19 protein-coding genes are annotated in these 21753 nt (G+C 71.0%); 12 read left to right on the top strand and 7 right to left on the bottom strand.

The annotated features are described in order from the left end of the window. Positions 1 to 4 precede the first annotated feature (4 nt). Positions 5 to 1759, bottom strand: a complete 1755-nt coding sequence (locus FHU34_RS25895) for an ATP-binding protein (protein WP_145784841.1) — start codon at positions 1757 to 1759, stop codon at positions 5 to 7. A gap of 561 nt (positions 1760 to 2320) precedes the next feature. Here FHU34_RS25895 and FHU34_RS25890 point away from each other — a divergent pair. Together FHU34_RS25890 and FHU34_RS25885 are read left to right on the top strand one after the other, a co-directional pair. Further along, complete coding sequence (locus tag FHU34_RS25890; RefSeq protein WP_145784840.1) at positions 2321 to 2839, top strand: SigE family RNA polymerase sigma factor; 519 nt, start codon at positions 2321 to 2323, stop codon at positions 2837 to 2839. Beyond that, positions 2832 to 3578 (top strand): hypothetical protein, encoded by a 747-nt coding sequence (locus tag FHU34_RS25885; protein ID WP_145784839.1) that lies wholly within the window; start codon positions 2832 to 2834, stop codon positions 3576 to 3578. Before FHU34_RS25890 ends, FHU34_RS25885 begins: the two co-directional genes overlap by 8 nt. A 112-nt stretch (positions 3579 to 3690) precedes the next feature. On the opposite strand, the gene FHU34_RS25880 is transcribed toward FHU34_RS25885, so the two are convergent. Beyond that, positions 3691 to 4437 (bottom strand): pyrimidine reductase family protein, encoded by a 747-nt coding sequence (locus tag FHU34_RS25880; protein WP_145784838.1) that lies wholly within the window; start codon positions 4435 to 4437, stop codon positions 3691 to 3693. A gap of 150 nt (positions 4438 to 4587) precedes the next feature. Between FHU34_RS25880 and FHU34_RS25875 the strand changes: the two genes are divergently transcribed. From FHU34_RS25875 to FHU34_RS25850, 6 genes are all read left to right on the top strand, one after another. Next, positions 4588 to 5151, top strand: a complete 564-nt coding sequence (locus FHU34_RS25875) for a plasmid pRiA4b ORF-3 family protein (RefSeq protein ID WP_145784837.1) — start codon at positions 4588 to 4590, stop codon at positions 5149 to 5151. Positions 5152 to 5470: 319 nt separating this feature from the next. Next, positions 5471 to 6760, top strand: a complete 1290-nt coding sequence (locus tag FHU34_RS25870) for an ABC transporter substrate-binding protein (protein WP_145784836.1) — start codon at positions 5471 to 5473, stop codon at positions 6758 to 6760. Positions 6761 to 6869: 109 nt separating this feature from the next. Continuing rightward, the gene (locus FHU34_RS25865) at positions 6870 to 7841 is read left to right on the top strand and encodes a carbohydrate ABC transporter permease (protein ID WP_145784835.1); all 972 of its coding nucleotides are present in this window, start codon (positions 6870 to 6872) and stop codon (positions 7839 to 7841) included. 10 nt (positions 7842 to 7851) lie between these two features. Then, positions 7852 to 8694, top strand: a complete 843-nt coding sequence (locus FHU34_RS25860; RefSeq protein ID WP_145784834.1) for a carbohydrate ABC transporter permease — start codon at positions 7852 to 7854, stop codon at positions 8692 to 8694. After that, entirely contained in the window at positions 8691 to 10112 is a 1422-nt protein-coding gene (locus FHU34_RS25855; protein WP_145784833.1) for a GH1 family beta-glucosidase, read from the top strand. The genes FHU34_RS25860 and FHU34_RS25855 overlap by 4 nt, the downstream gene beginning before the upstream one ends. Before the next feature lie 83 nt (positions 10113 to 10195). After that, complete coding sequence (locus tag FHU34_RS25850; RefSeq protein WP_145784832.1) at positions 10196 to 11242, top strand: LacI family DNA-binding transcriptional regulator; 1047 nt, start codon at positions 10196 to 10198, stop codon at positions 11240 to 11242. A gap of 34 nt (positions 11243 to 11276) precedes the next feature. Here FHU34_RS25850 and FHU34_RS25845 read toward each other — a convergent pair whose 3' ends face one another. Together FHU34_RS25845 and FHU34_RS25840 are read right to left on the bottom strand one after the other, a co-directional pair. After that, on the bottom strand, positions 11277 to 12488 hold the full coding sequence (locus FHU34_RS25845; protein WP_145784831.1) for an acyl-CoA dehydrogenase family protein: 1212 nt from the start codon (positions 12486 to 12488) through the stop codon (positions 11277 to 11279). After that, positions 12488 to 13567 (bottom strand): phosphotransferase family protein, encoded by a 1080-nt coding sequence (locus FHU34_RS25840; RefSeq protein WP_145784830.1) that lies wholly within the window; start codon positions 13565 to 13567, stop codon positions 12488 to 12490. Before FHU34_RS25840 ends, FHU34_RS25845 begins: the two co-directional genes overlap by 1 nt. A gap of 150 nt (positions 13568 to 13717) precedes the next feature. Between FHU34_RS25840 and FHU34_RS25835 the strand changes: the two genes are divergently transcribed. Both FHU34_RS25835 and FHU34_RS25830 read left to right on the top strand, forming a co-directional pair. Next, positions 13718 to 14419 (top strand): ACT domain-containing protein, encoded by a 702-nt coding sequence (locus FHU34_RS25835; protein ID WP_145784829.1) that lies wholly within the window; start codon positions 13718 to 13720, stop codon positions 14417 to 14419. An 89-nt stretch (positions 14420 to 14508) separates the two neighbouring features. Next, positions 14509 to 15573, top strand: a complete 1065-nt coding sequence (locus tag FHU34_RS25830) for a GNAT family N-acetyltransferase (protein WP_145784828.1) — start codon at positions 14509 to 14511, stop codon at positions 15571 to 15573. A gap of 23 nt (positions 15574 to 15596) precedes the next feature. Here the strand turns inward: FHU34_RS25830 and FHU34_RS25825 are convergent, their stop codons facing one another. Beyond that, on the bottom strand, positions 15597 to 17162 hold the full coding sequence (locus FHU34_RS25825) for an aldehyde dehydrogenase family protein (RefSeq protein ID WP_145784827.1): 1566 nt from the start codon (positions 17160 to 17162) through the stop codon (positions 15597 to 15599). 336 nt (positions 17163 to 17498) lie between these two features. On the opposite strand from FHU34_RS25825, the gene FHU34_RS25820 reads away from it, so the two are divergent. Together FHU34_RS25820 and FHU34_RS25815 are read left to right on the top strand one after the other, a co-directional pair. Beyond that, on the top strand, positions 17499 to 20396 hold the full coding sequence (locus FHU34_RS25820; protein WP_244311835.1) for a glycoside hydrolase family 9 protein: 2898 nt from the start codon (positions 17499 to 17501) through the stop codon (positions 20394 to 20396). Between the two features lie 114 nt (positions 20397 to 20510). After that, on the top strand, positions 20511 to 21038 hold the full coding sequence (locus FHU34_RS25815; RefSeq protein WP_244311834.1) for a DUF488 domain-containing protein: 528 nt from the start codon (positions 20511 to 20513) through the stop codon (positions 21036 to 21038). A 9-nt stretch (positions 21039 to 21047) separates the two neighbouring features. Here the strand turns inward: FHU34_RS25815 and FHU34_RS25810 are convergent, their stop codons facing one another. Together FHU34_RS25810 and bsaP are read right to left on the bottom strand one after the other, a co-directional pair. Further along, entirely contained in the window at positions 21048 to 21554 is a 507-nt protein-coding gene (locus FHU34_RS25810) for a GNAT family N-acetyltransferase (RefSeq protein ID WP_145784825.1), read from the bottom strand. A 5-nt stretch (positions 21555 to 21559) separates the two neighbouring features. Beyond that, entirely contained in the window at positions 21560 to 21748 is a 189-nt protein-coding gene (gene bsaP, locus FHU34_RS25805; protein WP_145784824.1) for a biotin synthase auxiliary protein BsaP, read from the bottom strand. Positions 21749 to 21753: the final 5 nt, after the last annotated feature.

Below are 21753 nucleotides of genomic sequence, written 5' to 3'. Positions count from 1 at the left end.
CTACCTAGAACGGGATGTCGTCGTCGGAGCTGCCACCGCCGGAGCCCACCACGGCGAACGGGTCGGCGGACTGGGTGATCGAGCGCAGCGTCTCCGATGGCGCCCGACCCGCCTCGGAAACCCGGGTGGCCCAGGCCGGGAACGGAAACTCCAGACAGAGCGGCACCGGGATGTCCGGCTGGTTGACGAACATGGTGCCCGGCTTGGCCAGCAGCGCCCGCTGGCGCTGGGCGGGCGGGAGGAAACCGTACTCCGGGCGGGACGCCTCGGCCGGGTCGAGCCGGCCGACCACCCGGATCGCCGAGTTCGTGACGATCCGCCGTTCCACCTCGCTCGCCGTCTGCTGCGCGCCGATCAGGATCACCCCGAGCGAGCGGCCCCGCTCGGCGATGTCGAGCAGCACCTCCTTGATGGGGGAGGAGCCCTCCCGGGGGGCGTACTTGTTGAGCTCGTCGAGGACGACGAAGAGCAGCGGCTTCGCGGTGCCGGCCTTCTCCTTGCGCTCGAACTCGCTCTTCAGCGTCACACCGACCACGAACCGCTGCGCCCGGTCCGGAAGGTTGTGCAGGTCGACCACTGTGACCTGCGCGGACTCGCTGGTGTTGATCGAGTGCGGGCGGCGGGTCGCCAGGTCGCCACGGATCAGCCGGGCGAGGTCCTTCTTACTGCCGATCAGCCGCCGGGCGAACGCGTTGACGGTGCCCAGACCGACAGCGCTGCCCGCCCAGTCGGAGCGGGTCTCGTCGTCGTTGAGCTGGTCGACGATGTGGTCCACCAGATCGCCGTAGGAGCCGAGCCGGACCCCGTCGATGCTCACCCCGCCGTCGGCCGGCTGGGCGTAACGGGCCAGGTGGGCCGCCACCGAGTGCACCACCATCGTGTACTGCTGGCGTTCGTCGTCGGCGTCGGCGAAGACGTACGGCAGCAGGCGGTCGGTGCAGAACTCGGCGAGCGTCCAGTAGAAGCTGTCGACCCCGGTGAGCCGGCTGCTCACGTCGGGAGTGCCCGACGAGTCGCCGGGACGCGGCGGGGCGTACACCCGCACGTCGGGGAACGCGCCGGCGCTCAGCCCCAGCTTCGCGTACGCGGCGCGGGTGGGCTCGTCCAGGCGGGTGTTGGGGTGGTCGAGGAAGAGCAGGTCCTCGCCCTTGACGTTGAAGATCAGCGCCTTGGCGTTGACCGCGTCGCCACCCAGCACCCCGGAGCGGAACACCGAGTAGAGCAGGAAGGTGGCGAAGCTGGTCTTGGTGGCGACACCGGAGATGCCGGAGATGGAGACGTGCGCGCCCCGGCTGCCGTCCAGGAAGTCGGCGTTGAGGTAGACCGGGACGCCGTCGCGGCCCATCCCCATCGGGATGCGCCGCTCCATCCGGTCGAAGTGCAGCGCGCGCGCCCGGGCGTCGCCCTCGGCCCGGTGCACCACCGCGCCCGGGGTCGGCGGAACGTACAGCTCCGGGTCGACGCGCGTGGTGGTGACCTCGGCCGCCTCCTGCACCTGCGCGGGCAGCGTGCCGTCGGCGATGGCGAACACGTCCGAGTCGAACTGGGCGCCCTCGTGCCGGGCGCGGACCTGGGTGACCACCCCGGCGATGGTGACCGGCTCCCGGTCCGGCAGCTCCCGGCGGGTGACCACCACGTCGTCGAGCTGGAGGTAGCTGCCGGGCGCCACGGCCGTCCAGAACTGCAGCGGGGTGGCGTCGGCGGTGCCCAGCACCCGCCCGACCGCCTCGCCAGGGCTGTCGAGGTCGGCTTCGGTCATCGGGCGACTCGGGTCGCTCGGGCAGCACGGTCGGGAAGCATGCTGTGCATCCTGCCCGAGGAGTACGACAGGTCGCCACGCGACGCGGCGGACGACACCATGCGCCGTCACACTCATGACGCTGGGTGCTCGACCGGACGCGCGTGGTGGAAGGGAATCAAGTCGGCGAGCCACGCGCGGAGAGCAGCGCCCGGACGCCCAGTCTGCGCACCGGTTGAGTCGGCGCGTCTTGTCCGATACCTGCTTCGGATTCGGCCGGACCCTCATGGTCCGATCGGCCGTCAGTTCGGGTGATGCCTCGCAGTGGGATGCCCGATTCGCCAGCCATCGCAGGACGATCGTCGCGCTGTGTTGGATCGCTGCCCTGGGGGCTCTGACCGTCATCGTCACCGTGCTTCCCGATTCGACACTCTTCGCCCCGCTGCCGTTCCGGTAGCCGTCGTCGTGGGTCAGTTGCCGCTCCGAGCAACTGGCCCACGGCTCGAGAGTTCGAGGGCAATCGCTGACCGCCGGGACTCAACTTCCCAGGCGGCGATCGCGTTACTTAGGTATGGAGCACGTATGAATGACGACTTCGGCACTTTCGTCGCGACGAGCGGCCCTCGACTGCTCCGCTTCGCCGTTCTGATCACCGGGCAGCGGGCCGATGCCGAGGATCTGCTGCAGGAGGTGTTGGAGCAGGCATACCCCCGCTGGCGGGCGGTCCGGCAGCGGCAGCCGGAAGCCTATCTGCGCCGTGCCATGACCAACCGGCTGGCCAGCCGATGGCGCTCACCGTGGAACCGACGTCGGGTGGCGCACCTGCCGGATGCGGCGGCGCAGCAGGACGAGATGGCTCGGGTCGATGACCGGGAGGTGCTTCTGGCGGCGATGCGGGAGCTTCCGCCGCGGATGCGGGCCGTTGTGGTGTTGCGGTACTGGCTGGGTCTCTCCGAGGCGGAGGTAGCCGCCGAATTGGACTGTTCCACGGGCTCGGTGAAGAGCCAGGCTTCCCGCGGTCTGCACCGCTTGCGAGCTCGACTGGAAGCTGCCGGTGTCACCCCACTCGACCTCGACCTTGCGGAGGACAACCATGCGTGATCACGAGGTGGCTGACCTGCTCGACCGCGCTGTCGCGACTGTCGAACTGCCGTCCGGTCTCGCCGGACGGGTCGTTGCCGGAAGCCGGGCGCGTCGACGCCGACGTCTGCTGGCGGTCGGTGCGGTGGCGGTGGTGGCCGCTGCGGGGGCACTGCTGCTTCCGCAGGTGGACCCGCTCGGCCGCGATGGCGGCAGCGACGTCGGGGGCGCCGAGCCCGGCGCGGCTGCCGACGTCCCGACCGGGATCCTCGGTCCCGACGGTCGAGCGGTGACAGAGACGCAGATTGTCGCTGTCGGTCGGGCCGGGTCGGAGACGCTTGTACTGGTCAACCGGGAGCCGCACGCCGAGGAGCGGGCCGTCGGGGGGAAAGCGGCCGAGGTGTGGGTCGCCCCGGACGGGGGCGGTGCGCGACGGTTGCACGACTACCTCTCGTACGATCTCGCGTGCATCGACGGTGACGCGGTCTGTGCAGCTGTCCGGTCCACTGGCAGCGGGCTGGGCGTGGCCGTGGCCCGGCGCTCAGGTGGCCGGCTCTACGTGCTGGTCCAGGCACCGCAGGGGCGTACCGTCGAGGTCGTGGCCGATGGCGTGCCGCACTCGCTCGGCCCGGCCCCGCGCGGCGCGGTGACGGAGGTGGTCGCCATCGAGCCGTACGACGAGGTGCAGGTCTGGGCGAGCACTGCGGACGGCCAGCGCTACCGGATCCCGTGGGCTCCCGGCGCGGTCCTGAACGACTGAGCCCTCCGCACACGGGACCGCCTGCCGCAGCCCTCGCCGACCCGAGCGCCGCAGCCTGTGCGGGCGCGGTGGGCGGGTGGTGTCGATGTCAGTCGCCCTTTGACGAGCGGTCCTACCGGCGGGCGTGGCGCAGCATGAGGACGCCGTCGTCGGCGGCGAGCACGTGGCGCAGCGGCAGGTGTCGGGGCGGGGCGGTGTCGCCGGCGGTGATCCGGCCCGGTCCGGGGCCCGCGAGCAGGGGGGAGACGGTCAGGCACAACTCGTCCACGAGGTCGGCGGCGGTGAGCGCGCCGAACAGGTGCGGGCCGCCCTCGCAGAGCAGTTGGGTGAGCCGGCGCCCGTGCAGCGCGGCAAGGCCGGCGGCCAGGTCGACCCGGTCGGTGCCGCAGCGCAGCAGATCGGCGACGTCGGTGAGGCCGGGCGGCGGGTCGGCGTCGGCGTGGGTGAGGACGATCGGGCGGGTCGGCGCGTCGGCGAAGGCGGCCTGCGCCGGGTCCAGGTCGAGGGAGCCGGAGACGACCACGAGCGTCGGGTACTCCGCCAGCCCGTTGGCCCGACGCCAGGCGCGGCGGGCCTCGTTCAGACGGACCGCCCGGTACGCCTCGTGGCGAAGCGTGCCGGCGGCGACCACCAGCGCGTCGCAGACCATCCGCAGCAGGCCGAACACCCGCTTGTCCGGCTCCCCGGAGAGCCCGGCGGAGTAGCCGTCCACGGTGACGGCGCCGTCCAGGCTGGAGACGAAGTTGACCCGCAGTCGGGGCTGGTCGGAGCGGCCGTAGAGGGCGGTCAACGCGGCGTTGTCGAGCGGCTGTGCCGACGGCTCGGGCCAGAGCCGTCGGATCGGAATTCCGACCGTCATTCGCCGGCCGGACCAGTGACCGGAGGGGTCGGTTCGGCGGTACGGTGCTGACAGTCGCACCAGTTCCGGCCCGGGCAGTCGTCGTGTCGCCGGGCCCGGCACGCGCGGCAGATCATGCTCGCAGCCTAAGCCGCGGGAGGACAGGACAGCATGCCGCGTCAGATCTTCCAGCTGAAGATGTCCCTGGCCAGCATCCGCCCACCGGTGTGGCGGCGGGTCCTCGTGCCGGCCGGTTACACGCTGGACCGGCTGCACCGGGTGGTGCAGCACGCAATGGGGTGGCGGGACTGCCACCTGCACTCGTTCGAGATCGACGCCGTGCAGTACGGCGAGCCCGACCCGGACGGCGAGTTGGGGCTGCACGACGAGTTGGACGCGCGGTTGGACGCGGTGCTCGGTAAGGGCAGCCGGTTCTCCTACACGTACGACTTCGGCGACTGGTGGGAGCATGACCTGGTCGTGGAAGACGCGCTGACCGTCGACCCCGAGGAGCGGTACCCGGTCTGTCTGGCCGGCGAGCGGGCCTGCCCGCCGGAGGGCATCGGTGGGCCGCTGGGTTACCGCGCGCTTCTGGTGGCCATGGACGACCAGGCCGCGCCGGCCGATCTCGCCGACCCGCGGCTGGCGTTGCTGCGCGACTGGGCGGGCGCCAGCTTCGACCCGTCCCGCTTCGATCCCGACCGGGCGACCACCCTCCTCCGCCGCTTCTGCTGATCACGCCCTCGCGCCGCCCGCCCTGTCGATCAAGAGATTTGCGTCAGCGGCACGGCGATTTCTGACCGAAATCTCTTGATCACCATGGGTTGAAGAGGTGGTCAGGGTGGGTGTGGGCTGGGACGGAAGGGGCTGTCGGGGCGTGCGGTAACGATCTGGGAACGCTCCCATCGCCCTATTGACACTCCCGTTACCCGACGGCAATCTCATGGGAGCGCTCCCGAGGTGGCATGGGTCACTCACGCATCCCCGGCCTGGCGCGATGAAACACCCCCCACCACAACCACCCAGCCTCACCACCGGAAAGAGGGGTCAGCGCATGAGTGTCACCACGCGGCGTACCCGCCTGGCGGCCGCTGCCCTGGCCGCGATCACCGCAATCGGCGGTCTCGCGGCCTGCGGCAAGGACGACGACAAGCCGGCTGCCGGCGAGAAGCCGACCAAGTTGGTCGTCGACACCTTCAGCGAGTTCGGCTACGACGAGCTCGTCAAGCAGTACGAGAAGGACACCGGCATCAAGGTCGAGCTGCGCAAGACCGCACAGCTCAGCGAGTACCGGCCGAAGCTGGTCCGCTACCTGGCGACCGGCAAGGGCGCGGCGGACGTCACCGCTCTGGAAGAGGGCATCCTCAACGAGTTCAAGACCAACCCGCGTAACTGGGTTGACCTCAACCCGCTGATCGCCGACCACTCCAAGGAATACCTGCCCTGGAAGTGGGAGCTGGGCAAGTCGCAGGACGGCCGGCTGGTCGGCCTGCCGACCGACGTCGGCAGCCTCGCCGTCTGCTACCGCAAGGACCTGTTCCAGGCGGCCGGCCTGCCCACCGAGCGCGACCAGGTGTCGGCGCTCTGGCCGGACTGGAAGGGCTTCCACGACGCCGGCCTGAAGTACAAGCAGGGCAGCGGCGGCAAGGCGTTCGTCGACTCGATCACCGCCGTCTCCAACGGTGTCATGTTCCAGGGCAACGGTGATCTGTTCTACGACAAGGAGAACAACATCATCGCGGACACCAGCCCCGCGGTGAAGAACGCCTGGGACACCGCCACCTCGATGGTGGACATCTCCGCCAAGACGTCCACCTGGTCGCCGGAGTGGTCGGGTGGCTTCAAGCAGGGCACCTTCGCTGTCACCTTCTGCCCGTCCTGGATGCTCGGCATCGTGTCGGACAACTCCGGTCCGGCGAACAAGGGCAAGTGGGATGTCGCGGCCGTGCCGGGTGGCGGCGGCAACTGGGGTGGCTCGTGGCTCGCGGTTCCGGAGCAGAGCAAGTACCCGAAGGAGGCGGCGAAGCTCGCCGAGTACCTCACCAACGCGAAGAGCCAGGTGGACGCCTTCAAGCTCAAGGGCCCGCTGCCCACCAACCTGGAAGCGCTGAAGAACGAGGCGTTCCTCAGCTACACCAACGAGTACTTCAGCAACGCGCCGACCGGCAAGATCTTCGGTGAGAGCGTCGCCAAGATCCAGCCGACCCACCTGGGTCCGAAGCACCAGGCGGTGAAGGAGAACGCGTTCGAGCCGGCACTGCGGGCGTTCGAGAACGGGCAGGCCGACAAGGCGAAGGCCTGGGAGCAGTTCACGAAGGACGCCAAGACTCAGGGTGCCTTCTGAGTGATTCCCTGCCGGTGGCGTTCGGGGTTTCCCGGACGCCACCGGCCGGTCCCCTCCGCGTAGCGCCCTGCGCGAGGGCCCCCGGGCCTCGCCGGAAAAGGAATTTCGCATGAGCCTGTCGGCCACGACGGCACCGCCGTCGCCAGCAGCACCGCCCTCTCCCGACGTCTCTTCCCGACGTAACCGGGGAAGGTTACTCAACCGCCTCGACGTCAAGTACTCGCCGTACCTCTACATCGCACCGTTCTTCCTGATCTTCGGTGTGTTCGGGCTGTACCCGATGCTGCGTACCGCCTGGATGTCGCTGCACGACTGGGACATGATCGGCGACCACTCGTTCATCGGCTTCGACAACTACACCCGGCTGGTGTCGGACGAGTACTTCTGGAACGCGCTGGTCAACACGTTCGGCATCTTCGCCCTGTCGACCATCCCGCAGCTGTTGCTCGCCCTCTTCCTGGCGAATCTGCTCAACCGGACCTTCCTGCGCGCCAAGACCTTCTTCCGGATGGCCATCTTCGTGCCGAACGTGGTGTCGGTGGCCGCTGTCGCGATCGTCTTCGGGATGCTGTTCCAGCGGGAGTTCGGCCTGTTCAACTGGCTGCTTAGCCTCGTTGGTGTCGACGCGGTCGACTGGGACTCGCAGCGGTGGAGTTCCTGGACCGCCATCTCCACGATGGTCAACTGGCGGTGGACCGGGTACAACACCCTGATCCTGCTCGCCGGGATGCAGGCCATCCCGAAGGACCTCTACGAGGCCGCGGAGATCGACGGCGCGAGCCCGTGGCGGCAGTTCTGGCAGATCACCCTGCCCATGCTCAAGCCCACCTTCATCTTCGTGGTCATCCTGTCCACGATCGGCGGCATGCAGCTCTTCACCGAGCCGCTGCTCTTCGGTAACGGCAACATCCTCGGCGGCGACCAGCGGGAGTTCCAGACGCTGGCTATGTACATGTACGAGATGGGAATCGAAAACCTGAGCACCGCCGGCTACGGAGCCGCGGTCGCCTGGGCGATCTTCATGATCATCGTCCTGGTGTCGCTGTTCAACTTCCTACTCGTCCGCCGCTCGGCGAAGTGAGGAGAGATCGATGATCTCGGCTTCCCAGCGCCTGTGGCGCACCAGCCCACTGACCTACGTGGCGCTCGTCCTGGCGGCGCTGCTGTCCATCTACCCGTTCTACTACATGCTGGTGATCGGCACCCGCAGTCTGGACAACATCAACGACGTGCCGCCACCGGTAACCCCCGGCGGAGCGTTCGGTGACAACTTCGGGCGGGTGCTCGACAACGACGCCGCCAACTTCCTCACCGGCATGATGAACTCGATCATCGTCTCCTCGGTGGTCACCGTGTCGGTGGTGCTCACCGGTTCGCTGGCCGGGTTCGCCTTCGCCAAACTGCGGTTCAAGGGCAGCAACGCACTCCTGCTGATGATCATCATCACCATGATGATCCCGACCCAGATGGGGCTCATCCCGCTCTGGAGCATGATGCAGGACCTGGGGTGGTACGACACCCTCTACGCGGTCACCGTGCCGTTCCTGGTCAGCGCCTTCGGCGTGTTCATGATGCGGCAGTACGCCAGCCAGGCGATCTCCGACGAGCTGATCGAGGCCGGTCGGGTCGACGGCGCCAGCACGTTCCGGATCTACTGGAACATCGTGCTGCCCGCGCTGCGTCCCGCCGCCGGTGTCCTCGGTCTGCTGACCTTCATGGAGACCTGGAACTCGTTCATCTGGCCGTACGCCGTCCTCACCCCGGAGAACCCGACCCTGCAGGTCTCGCTCTCCTTCCTCTCGTACGCCTACTACACCGACTACTCCCAGGTGTTCGCCGCCACGGCGATCGGCACCATCCCCCTGGTCATCGTGTTTCTCGTGTTCGGCCGCCAGATCATCGGCGGGATCATGGAAGGTGCCGTCAAGTCGTGAGCAACCCCGCCAGCCCGCCCTCCGTCGACGTCCTCGACGAGCGCCCCGGGCTGACCTTCCCACCCGGATTCCTGTGGGGAGCCGCGACCGCGGCATACCAGATCGAGGGGGCGGCGGCCGAGGACGGCCGCACCCCGTCGATCTGGGACACCTTCAGCCACACCGACGGTCGCGTCGTCGCCGGGCACACCGGCGACGTCGCGTGCGACCACTACCACCGGCTCGGCGGCGACGTCGCGTTGATGGCCGAGCTGGGCCTCAAGTCGTACCGTTTCTCGGTTTCCTGGTCCCGGGTGCAGCCCGGCGGCGTCGGCGCGGCCAACCCGCAGGGGTTGGACTTCTACCGGCGACTCGTCGACGAGCTGCTGGCCAACGGCATCGAGCCGTGGCTGACCCTCTACCACTGGGACCTGCCGCAGCCGCTGGAGGACGCCGGCGGCTGGCCGGCCCGGGACACCGCGGCCCGCTTCGCCGACTACACCACCCTGGTGGCCGATGCGCTCGGTGACCGGGTGCGCTACTGGACCACGCTGAACGAGCCGTGGTGCTCGGCGTTCCTCGGCTACGGGTCCGGCGTACACGCGCCGGGCCGCACCGACGGGGCGGACGCGGTTCGCGCCGGGCACCACCTGATGCTCGGTCACGGCCTGGCCGTGCAGGCGTTGCGGGCGGCCCGACCGGGCGCCGAGGTGGGCGTGACCGTCAACCTCTACCCGGTCGATCCGGCCACCGACGCCCCCGCCGACGTGGACGCGGCGCGGCGCATCGACGGGCTGGCCAACCGGTTCTTCCTGGACCCGCTGCTGCGCGGGTCGTACCCGGAGGACCTGGTGGCCGACCTCGCCACTGTGACGGACTTCGACCACGTGCGGGACGGCGACCTGGCGACCATCTCCGCGCCGCTGGACCTGGTCGGGGTCAACTACTACAGCCGGCACGTCGTCGCCGCGGCGGTCGAGGGCGACCCGGTCGACCCGTCCCCGTCGTGCTGGCCGGGCAGCGAGGACGTCCGGTTCGTCACCCGGGGCGTCCCGGTCACCGACATGGGCTGGGAGATCGACGCCCCGGGCCTGCGCGAGACCCTGCGTCGGGTGCACGGCTACACCGACCTGCCGCTGTACGTCACCGAGAACGGCTCCGCGTTCGTCGACTCGGTGGTCGACGGGGAGGTCGACGACGTCGACCGGCTGGCCTACTTTGACGCGCACCTGCGCGCCGCGCACGAAGCGATCGACGACGGGGTGCCCCTGCGGGGATACTTCGCCTGGTCGTTGATGGATAATTTCGAGTGGGCCTGGGGTTACACGAAGCGGTTCGGCATGATCCACGTCGACTACGACAGCCAGGTTCGCATCCCCAAGTCCAGCGCCAAGTGGTACGCCTCGGTGATCCGGCGCAACGGTCTGGCCGCACAATAGGCTCGGGCCAGCCATCAGGACGGGTCCCGGCGTCCACCTCACGCAGGTGGCGCCGGGTCCGCCCGCCGTCGGAGGAGCACACCATGACAACGCAGCGCACCCGGTCGCTCGGGCGCCCGACCCTCGACGCGGTCGCGGCGCGTGCCGGCGTCGGCCGGGGCACGGTCTCCCGCGTCGTCAACGGCTCGCCCCAGGTCAGCCCGGAGGCCCGGGCCGCGGTCCAACAGGCCATCGCCGAGCTGGGGTACGTGCCGAACCGGGCCGCCCGTGCGCTCGTCACCCAGCGCACCGACTCCGTCGCGCTGGTGGTGTCCGAGTCCGGCGAGCGGGTTTTCACCGAACCGTTCTTCGCCTCGATCGTGCGGGGGATCAGCTCCGGGCTGCTGGAGACGCCGATGCAGCTCTGGCTGGCCATGGCGCAGTCGCCGGTGGAGCGGGAGCGGGTCGAGCACCACCTGACCAACCAGCACGTCGACGGCGTACTGCTGCTGTCGCTGCACGACTCCGACCCGCTGCCGACGTTGCTGGAGGAGCGTGGGCTGCCCGCCGTGCTCGGTGGTCGGCCCGCCCGGATGCTGCAACCGGGCGCACAACCGGCGTGGTTCGTCGACGTGGACAACGTTGGCGGGGCCCGGCAGGCGGTCGAGTACCTGACCGGGCTGGGGCGCCGGCGGATCGCCACCATCGCCGGACCGCAGGACATGGGTGCCGGCCTGGCCCGTCTGGCCGGCTACACCGAGGCGGTCAAGGCCACCGGGGTCGGGGTCAACCCCGACCTGATCGCGTACGGCGACTTCAGCGAGGGCAGCGGCACGGCCTGCATGCGCCGGCTGTTGGACGCCTGCCCGGACCTGGACGCGGTCTTCGTGGCGTCCGACCTCATGGCGTTCGGCGCGCTGCGGACCCTGCGCGAGGCCGGCCGGCGCGTGCCCGAGGACGTCGCGGTGATCGGCTTCGACGACGCGACGATCGCCCTCCAGTCGGACCCGCCGCTGACCACTGTCTTCCAGCCGGTGGAGGAGATGGGCCGGCAGATGGCACGCCTGCTGGTCGCCCGAATCCGCGGCGAGGAGCTACCCACCTCGCACATCCTCCTGGACACCCAGCTGGTCTACCGAGCCTCCGCCTGACCCCCCACCCCCCGGCCCGGCGGGTGGGGGTCGGTCAGGGGGTCCAGCGGCGGAGTTCGCGCTTGGCCAGGGAGTTGCGGTGGACCTCGTCGGGGCCGTCGGCCAGGCGCAGGGTTCGGGTCTGCGCCCAGAGGGCGGCCAGTGGGGTGTCCTGGCTGACGCCGGCGCCGCCGTACCCCTGGATGGCCTTGTCGATGACCCACTCCGCCATCGCCGGGGTGCCGATCTTGATGGCCTGGATCTCGGTGTGTGCGCCCTTGTTGCCGACGGTGTCCATCAGCCAGGCCGTCTTGAGCACCAGCAACCGGGCCTGCTCGATGCGGACCCGCGACTCGGCGATCCACTCCCGGACAACGCCCTGCTCGGCGAGCGGACGGCCGAACGCGATCCGCTCGTTGGCCCGGCGGCAGAGCAATTCCAAGGCCCGCTCAGCCATTCCGATCAACCGCATGCAGTGGTGGATCCGGCCCGGACCGAGCCGGGCCTGGGCGATGGCGAAGCCGGTGCCCTCGGCGCCGATCAGGTTCTCCGCCGGCACCCGGACGTCGGTGAAGTCGATCTCGGCGTGCCCGCCGTGGGAGCCGTCGGTGTAGCCGAAGACGGTCATGCCCCGGCGCACTGTCACGCCGGGCGTGTCCCGGGGGACCAGCACCATGCTCTGCTGACGGTGCCGGTCGGCCGACGGGTCGGTCTTGCCCATCACGATGAAGATCTCGCAGCGCGGGTCCATCGCGCCGGACGACCACCACTTGCGCCCGTTGATCACGTACTCGTCGCCGTCACGGGTGATCCGGGTGGCGATGTTGGTGGCGTCGGAGGATGCGACGTCCGGCTCCGTCATGCAGAACGCGGACCGGATCTCGCCCTCCAGCAGGGGCATGAGCCAACGCTGCCGCTGCGCCTCCGAGCCGAACTCGGCCAGCAGCTCCATGTTGCCGGTGTCTGGTGCCGCGCAGTTGACCGCCTCCGGCGCCAGGTGCGGGCTGCGCCCGGTCAGTTCGGCGAGCGGAGCGTACTGGAGGTTGGTCAGGCCGGCGCCGTAGCGCGGATCGGGCAGGAACAGGTTCCACAGACCGCGCTTGCGGGCCTCCGCCTTCAGCTCCGCCAACACCGGGGTACGCGACCACGGGTCACCAGCGGCCACCTGCTCGGCGTGCACGGCCTCGGCCGGGTAGACGTGCTCGGTCAGGAACCGGGTCAGCTCGTCGCGCAGCTCTTCGGTCCGGCTGTCGTATGAGAAGTCCATCACCGCTCCCTGGCGGCGGTCAGCCCGTGCGCGACCAGCGGTGCCACCATCTCGCCGATCCGGTCGAAGCCCTCGCCGAGCGTCTGCCCGAGCGCGTGCCGGTAGTGGATGCCCTCACAGATGACCGCGAGCTTGAAACAGCCCAGCGCCACGTGCCAGTGCAGTGGCCCGACGTCCACGTCGCTGCGCCCGGCGTACCTGTCGATCAGCTCGGCGCCGGTGGGGAAGCCGGCGCGCGGGCCGAGCCCGTCGGCGACCGGGTTGCCCGCCGCGGTGTCGCTGTCGCCCAGCACGTCCCAGTACGTCAACAGCAGCCCGAGGTCGGCGAGGGGGTCGCCGAGGGTCGCCATCTCCCAGTCGAGCACCGCGTGCACGGCCACCGGGTCGGCCGAGGCGAGGAGATTGTCCAGCCGGTAGTCGCCGTGCACGATCCGGCCGGCGTTCGCGCCTTCCGGGGCGGTCGCCGCGAGCAGGTCACGCAGCTCGTCGATGCCGGGCAGTGGGCGGCTGCGCGAACGGTCGAGCTGCCCGGCCCAGCGGCGAACCTGCCGAGCCAGGTAGCCCTCCGGCCGGCCGAAGTCGCTCAGCCCGACACGTGACGGTTCGACGCTGTGCAGCGCGGCGAGAGTGTCCATCATCGCCATGGCGAGGGCCCGACGGCGCTCGTCGCCCAGCGGGTCGGTCTGCGCGCGGGTGCGGAACACCTCGCCGGGCATCCGTTCCATCAGGTAGAACGGCGCGCCGATCACCTCCGGGTCGGTGCAGAGCAGCAGCGCGCCCGGGACCGGCACCTCGGTCGACGCCAGCGCCGAGATGACCCGGAACTCGCGGGCCATGTCGTGCGCGGTCGCCAGCACGTGCCCCAGCGGGGGACGGCGGAGCACGACCTCGCGGTCGCCGACGCGCAGCAGGTAGGTCAGGTTGGACTTGCCGCCCGCGATCAGGTGCGCCCGCGGCGGCCCGACGGCCAGCTCGGGGCGGTGCTCCGCGAGATAGTCGCCGAGGCGGTCCAGGGCCAGCCCGGCGGGGGAGGTGGAAACGGCCTCCGGCCGCGACGCATCGAGGGCCGGATCGCTCATCCGACTAGTTGATGGCAGCCCGCTCACGTTGTCAAGGTCAGATTTTGCCCTCGGGACATGGCCCTGCAACAGGGACGAAATGGTCATCTACCAGGCTGTGACCAGCCTGCCGGCCGCGTTTGGGCCGGCCCGCCGAGCGGAGGGACAGACATGTTGCTGCGAGTTCGGGTCACCCTGCCGGACCGTCCGGGCACGCTCGGCCAGGTCGCCCGCACGCTGGGCGTCTCCGGCGCGGACATCGTCCAGGTGGTGGTTCTCGAACGTCTCGGCGGGCGCGCGGTGGACGACTTCACAGTGGTCTGGCCGGGCGCGGCCCGGGTGGAGCGGCTGCTGGCCGGCCTGGCGGCGATTCCGGGGGTGCGGGTGGACGGTGTGTGGCGGGCGATCGGCGCGCCCACCACCACCGGCCAGGACGCGGAGCTGCTGGCGCAGGTCGCGGCCAACCCGGCCGACGGGCTCGCCACCCTCGTCGATGCGGTGCCCGGGCTGCTGGCAGCCGACTGGGCCGTCGCCGCCGTGGTGCCTGTCGACTGGGCCTCGCGGACCGGAGGTGGCGGGGCGACAGTGGGTCACGCGAGCTGGCGTACCCCGGTGCCGCTGCGGTTGCCGGAGGTGACCCCGCTGCGCGGCCGGTCGATGACCACGCCCGACGGCACCCACCACGCGATCGCGCCGTTCGGCCGGGCGGGCCTGGTGCTGGTCGTGGCCCGCGAACACACCGAGACCCTCTCCGCCGCCGCGTTCCACAGCACCGAGGTGGACCGGCTCAGCCAGCTCGTTCGGGCCAGCACGGTGATCCTCGGTGACCGGCTCGACCTGGTCGGCGCACCACCGGTGGTCGCCGGCCCCTGAACGGCCCGAGGAGTTCCCGGCTCGACACCGCCGAGCAACCGGGCGGCAACAGGCGGGGGTGAGGCTCTTACCGGGGAAGGGAGCCAACCATGACGTTGTGGCGGATCCGAGCGACAGTGGACGACCGGCCGGGTTACCTGTCGGTGCTCACGGCCAGCCTCGCGCTGCGCGGGGTCAACATCCTCACCGTGCAGGTGCAGCCCACCGAACAGGGCGCGGTGGACGACTTCCTGGTCGACGCGCCGGACACACTCGACGAGGCCGAGCTGGTCGCCGCCGTCGAGCGGGGCCGGGGCCGGGACTGCTGGGTGGCGCGCAGCGAGGCGCGTGGCCTGGCCGATCAGCCCACCCGGGTGCTCGGGCTGGCCAACCGGCTGGTGCGTGACCCGGACGCGACCGGCGAGGCGCTGCGGGCGCTGCTCGGTGCCGACTCGGTCAGCTGGCGGCCGGCGTCGGTCGGCGTCGATCGGGGGATCGCCGGCGCGAGCATGGCGTTGGCGGACCCGGCGGGCGGCTCGTTCGCGCTCCGCCGGGCCGCGCCCGCGTTCACCCCGGCGGAGTACGCCCGGGCGCAGGCCCTGGTCGAGTTGGCCGCCACCGTGGTCCGTCGGGCCGCCGAGCAGGTCACTCTGGTGCTGCCCGACGGTGCCGAGGTGGCCGTGCGACCGGCCTGCGCCGACGACCTGCCCGGCGTACGGGAGCTGCACGAGTTGTGTTCACCGCGCAGCCGGCACCGGCGATACCTGGGTGGGGCGGCGCTGCCGCGGCCGGATCGGCTGCGTCGGCTGCTGGAGCCGAGTCGAGGGCTGACGCTGATCGCCAGCACCACCGCCACCGACGGCATCGCCGAGTCGGTGGTCGCCATGGCGAACCTGCTCGGCGAGGGCGACGAGGCCGAGGCGGCGCTGCTGGTGCGCGACGACTGGCAGCGGCGCGGTCTCGGTACGGCGTTGCTGCGCCGGCTGGTCAAGCACGCCGACGAGGCCGGGTACGCCGCGCTGGTGCTGCACGTCCAGGCCGAGAACGCCCCGATGCTGCGTACCCTGCGCCGGCTGGGGCGGCCGGACACGACCGAGCGCGACGGCGCGTTGCTCACGGTGACCGTCCCGCTCACCCCGCAGAGGAAGGGCTCCCTGCTGACGCCGAGGGTGTAGCAGGGGCCCTTCCGCGCCTCCCGTCAGGTAGCGGGGTAGCTGCTGTAGTCGGGGAAGTTGCCGTAGAGACGACCGCTGCCGCCGACGGTGACGGCCTGGACGAGGAGGTCCCCGCCGACGAACGCGCCCTTCCAGGAGGCGCCCCGACCGCCGAACGGTTCGTCCCGGTCACCGCGTGAGCGCGGCTTGTTGATGCCCACCTTGAAGGCCTGCAGGTCCACGGCGAGCTTGGCGGCCTCCTCGGTGTCGTCGCAGGCCAGCGACGCGACCAGCGCGCCGTTGGAGGCGTTCATCGCGGCCAGCAGTTCGTCGGTGGTGTCCACCACGACGATCGTGTCGACCGGCCCGAACGGCTCGGCGTGCATCAACCGGGACCGGCCGGGCGGGGCGAGCAGCACCGATGGTGCCACGTACGCCGAGGTGTCCTGCCCGGGCAGGAACGGCGCGCCGGTGAGCTTGCCCCGGTGCAGGGGCACCGCGCCGCCGCGTACCGCCTCGTCGACCTTGCGGTGCAGTTCGTCGGCCTTGGCCGCGCTGATGAGTGGCCCGAAGTCCAGCTCGGGCAGCGGGTCGCCGGCCGCCCAGTCGTCGCCGACGGCGAGCGGGTGGCCGAATCGGACCGAGCGGACGACCGGCAGGTACATGTCGAGGAACTCGTCGACGAGGTCGCGCTGCACGACGAAGCGGGGGTACGCGGTGCAGCGCTGCTTGCCGTACTCGAAGCCCTTCCTGAGGTGGGCGGCGAGCACGTCCCACTGGGAGAAGTTCCAGATGCCCCAGGCGTTGAGGCCCTCCTGCTCGATGAAGTGTCGCTTGTCGCTGTCAAGCAGCGCGGCGGCGACCTTGCCGCCGTTGGACCGGCCGCCGACGAAGGCGACGGCACCGATCTCGGGCGCCCGGACCAGCACCTCGGACAGTTCCTCGCCACCGCCGCTGACGAGGGTGGCGGGCAGACCGGCGCGGCGCATCAACGCGTGCGCGACGGTCAGACAGACCGCGCCGCCCTGGGACGGGGTCTTGGCGATGACGGCGTTGCCGGCCAGCAGCTGCACCAGCTCGGCGTGCACCAGGACGCTCATCGGGTAGTTCCACGACGCGATGTTGCTGACCGGGCCCGGCAGCGGCTCGCGGCCGTCGGCGAGCATCCGGTCGATCTCGTCCGCGTACCAGCGGACGCCGTCGAGCGCCCGGTCCACGTCGGCGCAGGCCAGCCGCCAGGGCTTGCCGATCTCCCAGACCAGCAGCATGGCGAGCAGGTCGCGGTGGGCGGTGAGTGATTCCAGCGCCTCGCCGACGCGGGCCTTACGGTCGGCGAGCGGGGTCCGGGCCCACGCCCGGTGCGCGGCGGCGGCGTGGGAGACCGCGGCGCGGGCGGTGTCGGCGTCGAGTCGGGGCAGGTTGATGACGACCGTGTTGTCCACCGGGGTGCGGACCGGGGCGGGCTGGCCGTCCGCCCGCCATTCGCCCTCGATCAGGTTGTGCAGAGTGGTGACACCGTCCACCTCGGCGCCGAACGCCTCCGGTGTGGCGGCCACCGCGCGGGCCAGGACCTCGGACCAGGCGGTGCCGTCGGCGAGTCGTAATGCCATCGCTTCTCCTCAGGGTCGACCGGGAACGGCGGCGTCGATGGCACCGCTGATGGTCGTACTGTCTCGCGCGAAGTAGCAGGTCGGCAACGGTGTGTCCCCTTTTCTGGGGTCGCCGGCCCGGGTGCCTGGGGGAGTCCGAGACCGCCTCGTGGACCGCGGGCGTCGACGTGCTGGCTCTTCACAACACGGCAGCCGACAGCTAGATTGACGCTCATCTGTGGGAGCGCTCCCGAGCGCGTCCCGGCTCCACCACCACCGCCGCCGGGCACCCGTTGCACCCCGAAGCCGTCCCGCCTCGGTCGGGCTGCCCGGCGGCGCCACCGACAGGAGTCCGCGATGTCCTACCCGGAACGGATCCGCCGGCGGTCTGCTGCGCAGCCGGTGCGAGATCAGCCCTGGCCGCGGCGGCTACTGGCCGCCGGGGTGGCCCTGCTCACCGGTCTGTCCCTCGTGGTCACCGGGCCGACGTCGTCGCCGGCCTCGGCCGCGCCCGCTACCTACAACTACGCCGAGGCGTTGCAGAAGTCGCTGCTCTTCTACGAGGCGCAGCAGTCCGGCCGGTTGCCGGACTGGAACCGGGTCTCCTGGCGCGGCGACAGCGCGCTCACCGACGGCGCCGGCGCGGGCCTGGATCTCACCGGCGGTTGGTACGACGCCGGTGACCACGTCAAGTTCGGCTTCCCGATGGCGTTCAGCGCCACCATGCTCGCCTGGGGAGCGGTGGAGTACCGCAGCGGCTACGCCTCCTCCGGCCAACTGCCGCACCTGCTCAACAACCTGCGCTTCGTCAACGACTACTTCATCAAGGCGCACCCGTCAGCCAACGTCCTCTACGGGCAGGTCGGCAAGGGCGACGACGACCACAAGTGGTGGGGCCCGGCCGAGGTGATGCCGATGGCGCGGCCCGCGTACAAGATCGATGCGAGCTGTGGCGGCGCGGACCTGGCGGGTGAGACGGCCGCGGCGATGGCCGCCTCCTCGATGGTGTTCCGACCCACCGACGCGACCTACGCGGACAAGCTGCTCGGCCACGCCCGGCAGCTGTACACGTTCGCCGACACGGTGCGGAAGTCGTACCACGAGTGCATCACCGACGCGACGAGCTTCTACCGGTCGTGGAGCGGCTGGCAGGACGAGCTGGTGTGGGCCGCGATCTGGCTGCACCGGGCCACCGGCGAGGCCAGCTACCTGGCCAAGGCCGAGAGCGAGTACGACAAGCTCGGCACCGAGAACCAGACCACCACCCGCTCCTACAAGTGGACGATCGCCTGGGACAACAAGCAGTTCGGCGCGTACGTGCTGCTGGCCAACCTGACCGGCAAGCAGAAGTACGTCGACGACGCCAACCGCTGGCTGGACTACTGGACGGTCGGCGTCAACGGGCAGCGGGTGCCGTACTCGCCCGGCGGGATGGCGGTGCTCGACTCCTGGGGCGCGCTGCGCTACGCCGCCAACACCTCGTTCGCCGCGCTGGTCTACAGCGACAAGACCACCGACACGACCCGCAAGGCGCGCTACCACGACTTCGCCGTCCGGCAGATCAACTACGCGCTCGGCGACAACCCGCGCAACTCCAGCTACGTGATCGGGTTCGGGGCGAACCCACCGAAGAACCCGCACCACCGCACCGCGCACGGCTCCTGGTGGGACAGTCAGACCGTGCCCGTGGAGACCCGGCACACCCTCTACGGCGCGCTGGTCGGCGGCCCGTCCTCGGCCAACGACGCGTACAGCGACAGCCGGTCGGACTACGTGATGAACGAGGTCGCCACCGACTACAACGCCGGCTTCACCTCCGCGCTGGTCCGGCTGACCTCCGAGTACGGGGGCACGCCGCTGGCGAACTTCCCGGTCGCCGAGACGCCGGACATCGACGAGCTGACAGTGGAGACCACCGTGGCGCAGGCCGAGCCGCGGGCCACCGGGCTCAAGGTGATGGTCTACAACAAGTCGGCGTTCCCGGCCCGCGCGCTCACCGACGGGAAGTTCCGGTACTACTTCCGCCCCGACGGCACCGGCACGGTCCAGGTCACCGCCGGGTACACCCAGGGCTGCCCGTCGCCGACCACCGCCAAGCAGTACAGCGGGGACATCTGGTACGTCGAGGTGGACTGCACCGGGTACACCATCGCCCCGGCCGGGCAGTCGCAGCACCGGATGGAGGTGCAGTTCAAGGTCGGCGTGCCGGAGGGCGGCACCTGGGACCCGACGAACGACCCGTCGTACCAGGCCACGGCCGGACCCAACCGCAAGGTGCCGCTGTACTCCGGCACCACCCGCGTCTGGGGCGAGGAGCCGGGGCCGGTCGTGCCGGACACCACCGCGCCGACCGTCCCGGGCACCCCGGTGGCGTCCGCCCTCGGGCCCCGCACCGTCACCCTGAACTGGACACCGTCGACCGACAGCGGCGGCAGCGGCCTGGCCGGCTACGACGTCCGCGAGGTCCAGGTCAACAGCGACACGGTCCTGGTCCGGCCGGTCACCGGCACGACGTTGACCATCACGACGCTGCTGCCAGCGACGTCGTACGAGTTCACCGTCGTGGCCCGCGACGGCGCCGGCAACACGTCGGCCGCCTCGCCGAAGCTCACCGTGACCACGCCGCCGGCCGGCACCGCCGACACCACAGCGCCGACCACGCCCGGCACGCCTGTCGCGTCGGCGGTCACTGCCACCGGCCTGACCCTGGCCTGGACCCCGTCGACCGACAACGTGGGCGTCACCGGGTACCGGGTCTACCGCGAGGCCGGTGGCACCGACGTGCTGGTCGGCTCGCCGACCGGCACCACCCAGGCGGTGTCCGGGCTGACCGCCTCCACGGCGTACCAGTTCTACGTGGTGGCCGTGGACGCGGCCGGCAACACCTCCGCGGCGTCCGCGCCGGTCGCGGTGACCACCGCGGCCCCGCCGGTCGGTGGGGCCTGCTCGGTGGGGTACGCCACGACCGACTGGAACACCGGCTTCACCGCCAACGTGACGATCACCAACACCGGCACCACGGCGATCAACGGCTGGACCCTGCGGTTCAGCTTCGCAGGCGGGCAGACCGTCAGTCAGGGCTGGTCGGCGGCGGTCAGTCAGAGCGGCGCGGCGGTCACCGCCACGAACCTGTCCTACAACGGCACGCTCGCGCCCGGAGCGTCGGTGAGCTTCGGCTTCAACGGCGCGCACAGCGGCACCAACCCGAAACCGACGGCCTTCACAGTGAACAACGCCACCTGCACCATCGTCTGACCCCATCACCGACAGTGCTGCCTCCTGTGTTCGGAGGCAGCACTGTCGGTGATGTTGTGCGGATCTCGCCTGTCGAGCGGGATAACCGCCCGGGATTCCGGGCAAGCCAGCCGTGTGGGGGAGTTGCTGACCGTGGGGCACGGCACGGCCGACCGGGTGCGGCTGGGTGAGCTGCTGACCGCGGGCGGGGTGGCGCTGCTGGTCGACGTGCGGCGGTACCCGGCCAGCCGCACCAACCCCGACGTCCGCCGCGAGGAACTCGAACGATGGCTGCCCGAGTACGGGATCGACTACCGCTGGGAGCCGCGCCTCGGCGGACGCCGGCACGTCCCGGCCGGAGAACCCGAGCCGGACACCTGGTGGAAGGTCGAGGCGTTCCGGGCGTACGCCGCGTACACCCGCACGTCGGAATTCGACACGGCGCTGACCGAGGTGCTGGCCGACGCGGCAGGGCGGACCACGGCGGTCATGTGCAGCGAGAGCCTCTGGTGGCGCTGCCACCGCCGGCTCATCGCCGACGTCGCGGCACTCGGTCGCGGAACACCTGTGGCGCACCTCATGCCGGACGGGCGGCTCAGCCCCCACCAACCCGCCGAAGGCGCCCGCCGACTGCCCGACGGGCACCTGTGCTGGGACGGTTGAAGCGCCCGCTCACTCCACCAGGTCGTCGGCGAGCAGATCCATCAGCAGACCGTCGTGCCACCGCCCGTCCTCGCCGCGCTCGTATCGGCGCAGCACCCCCACCGGACGGAAACCCGCCTTGGCGTACGCGCGGATCGCGGCGCTGTTCGCCGCCGCCGGGTCGATGGTGAAGCGGTGATGGCCGTACTCGTCGATGAGGTGCCGGGCCAGGGTGCGGATCGCGTCCACGCCCAGACCGGCGCCGCGTACCGCCGGGTCGAGGAAGACGTCCAGGCTGGCGTGGCGGTAGTCCGGGTCGGCCTCGGCGTACCACTGGATCGCGCCGACCACCTGGCCGTCGTGCTCGATCGCGTACACGTGCAGGTCGTCGTCGCCGAGGTCGGCGCGGACGGCACCGGTCAGGTCGTCGCTGCCGCGCCACCACCGGCGCACCTCAGGGTCGGCCCGGATCGCCGCGAGGGCCTGCACGTCCGCTTCCGTCGCCGGTCGCAGGGTCACCGCCCGCCCACGCAGCATCGGCGTCAGCCCCGCACTTCGCCGTGCTCGACGCAGATCGCCGACCAGCCCACCGGCAGCACCTGGACCTTCATCCGACGCCGGCACCGGGGGCAGAACCGGGGCGGCTCCAACTGACGAGCCGTGGCGCAGGCCGGGTGGGCGGCCGTCGCCGGCTCACCGCACCTGTCGCACCACAGCCCGGTCGTCGTCATCGTCG

The organism is Micromonospora taraxaci, assembly GCF_007830095.1.
Taxonomy (GTDB): domain Bacteria; phylum Actinomycetota; class Actinomycetes; order Mycobacteriales; family Micromonosporaceae; genus Micromonospora; species Micromonospora taraxaci.
Note: the sequence above shows the minus strand (reverse complement) of the source record. Positions and strands in the feature narration are given on the sequence as shown.

Excerpts from the sequence above, each read along its gene's own strand:
- FHU34_RS25895 (WP_145784841.1), bottom strand. The coding sequence starts at position 1,759 with ATGACCGAAGCCGACCTCGACAGCCCTGGCGAGGCGGTCGGGCGGGTG.
- FHU34_RS25890 (WP_145784840.1), top strand. The coding sequence starts at position 2,321 with ATGAATGACGACTTCGGCACTTTCGTCGCGACGAGCGGCCCTCGACTG.
- FHU34_RS25885 (WP_145784839.1), top strand. The coding sequence starts at position 2,832 with ATGCGTGATCACGAGGTGGCTGACCTGCTCGACCGCGCTGTCGCGACT.
- FHU34_RS25880 (WP_145784838.1), bottom strand. The coding sequence starts at position 4,437 with ATGACGGTCGGAATTCCGATCCGACGGCTCTGGCCCGAGCCGTCGGCA.
- FHU34_RS25875 (WP_145784837.1), top strand. The coding sequence starts at position 4,588 with ATGCCGCGTCAGATCTTCCAGCTGAAGATGTCCCTGGCCAGCATCCGC.
- FHU34_RS25870 (WP_145784836.1), top strand. The coding sequence starts at position 5,471 with ATGAGTGTCACCACGCGGCGTACCCGCCTGGCGGCCGCTGCCCTGGCC.
- FHU34_RS25865 (WP_145784835.1), top strand. The coding sequence starts at position 6,870 with ATGAGCCTGTCGGCCACGACGGCACCGCCGTCGCCAGCAGCACCGCCC.
- FHU34_RS25860 (WP_145784834.1), top strand. The coding sequence starts at position 7,852 with ATGATCTCGGCTTCCCAGCGCCTGTGGCGCACCAGCCCACTGACCTAC.
- FHU34_RS25850 (WP_145784832.1), top strand. The coding sequence starts at position 10,196 with ATGACAACGCAGCGCACCCGGTCGCTCGGGCGCCCGACCCTCGACGCG.
- FHU34_RS25845 (WP_145784831.1), bottom strand. The coding sequence starts at position 12,488 with ATGGACTTCTCATACGACAGCCGGACCGAAGAGCTGCGCGACGAGCTG.
- FHU34_RS25840 (WP_145784830.1), bottom strand. The coding sequence starts at position 13,567 with ATGAGCGATCCGGCCCTCGATGCGTCGCGGCCGGAGGCCGTTTCCACC.
- FHU34_RS25835 (WP_145784829.1), top strand. The coding sequence starts at position 13,718 with ATGTTGCTGCGAGTTCGGGTCACCCTGCCGGACCGTCCGGGCACGCTC.
- FHU34_RS25830 (WP_145784828.1), top strand. The coding sequence starts at position 14,509 with ATGACGTTGTGGCGGATCCGAGCGACAGTGGACGACCGGCCGGGTTAC.
- FHU34_RS25825 (WP_145784827.1), bottom strand. The coding sequence starts at position 17,162 with ATGGCATTACGACTCGCCGACGGCACCGCCTGGTCCGAGGTCCTGGCC.
- FHU34_RS25820 (WP_244311835.1), top strand. The coding sequence starts at position 17,499 with ATGTCCTACCCGGAACGGATCCGCCGGCGGTCTGCTGCGCAGCCGGTG.
- FHU34_RS25810 (WP_145784825.1), bottom strand. The coding sequence starts at position 21,554 with ATGCTGCGTGGGCGGGCGGTGACCCTGCGACCGGCGACGGAAGCGGAC.
- bsaP (WP_145784824.1), bottom strand. The coding sequence starts at position 21,748 with ATGACGACGACCGGGCTGTGGTGCGACAGGTGCGGTGAGCCGGCGACG.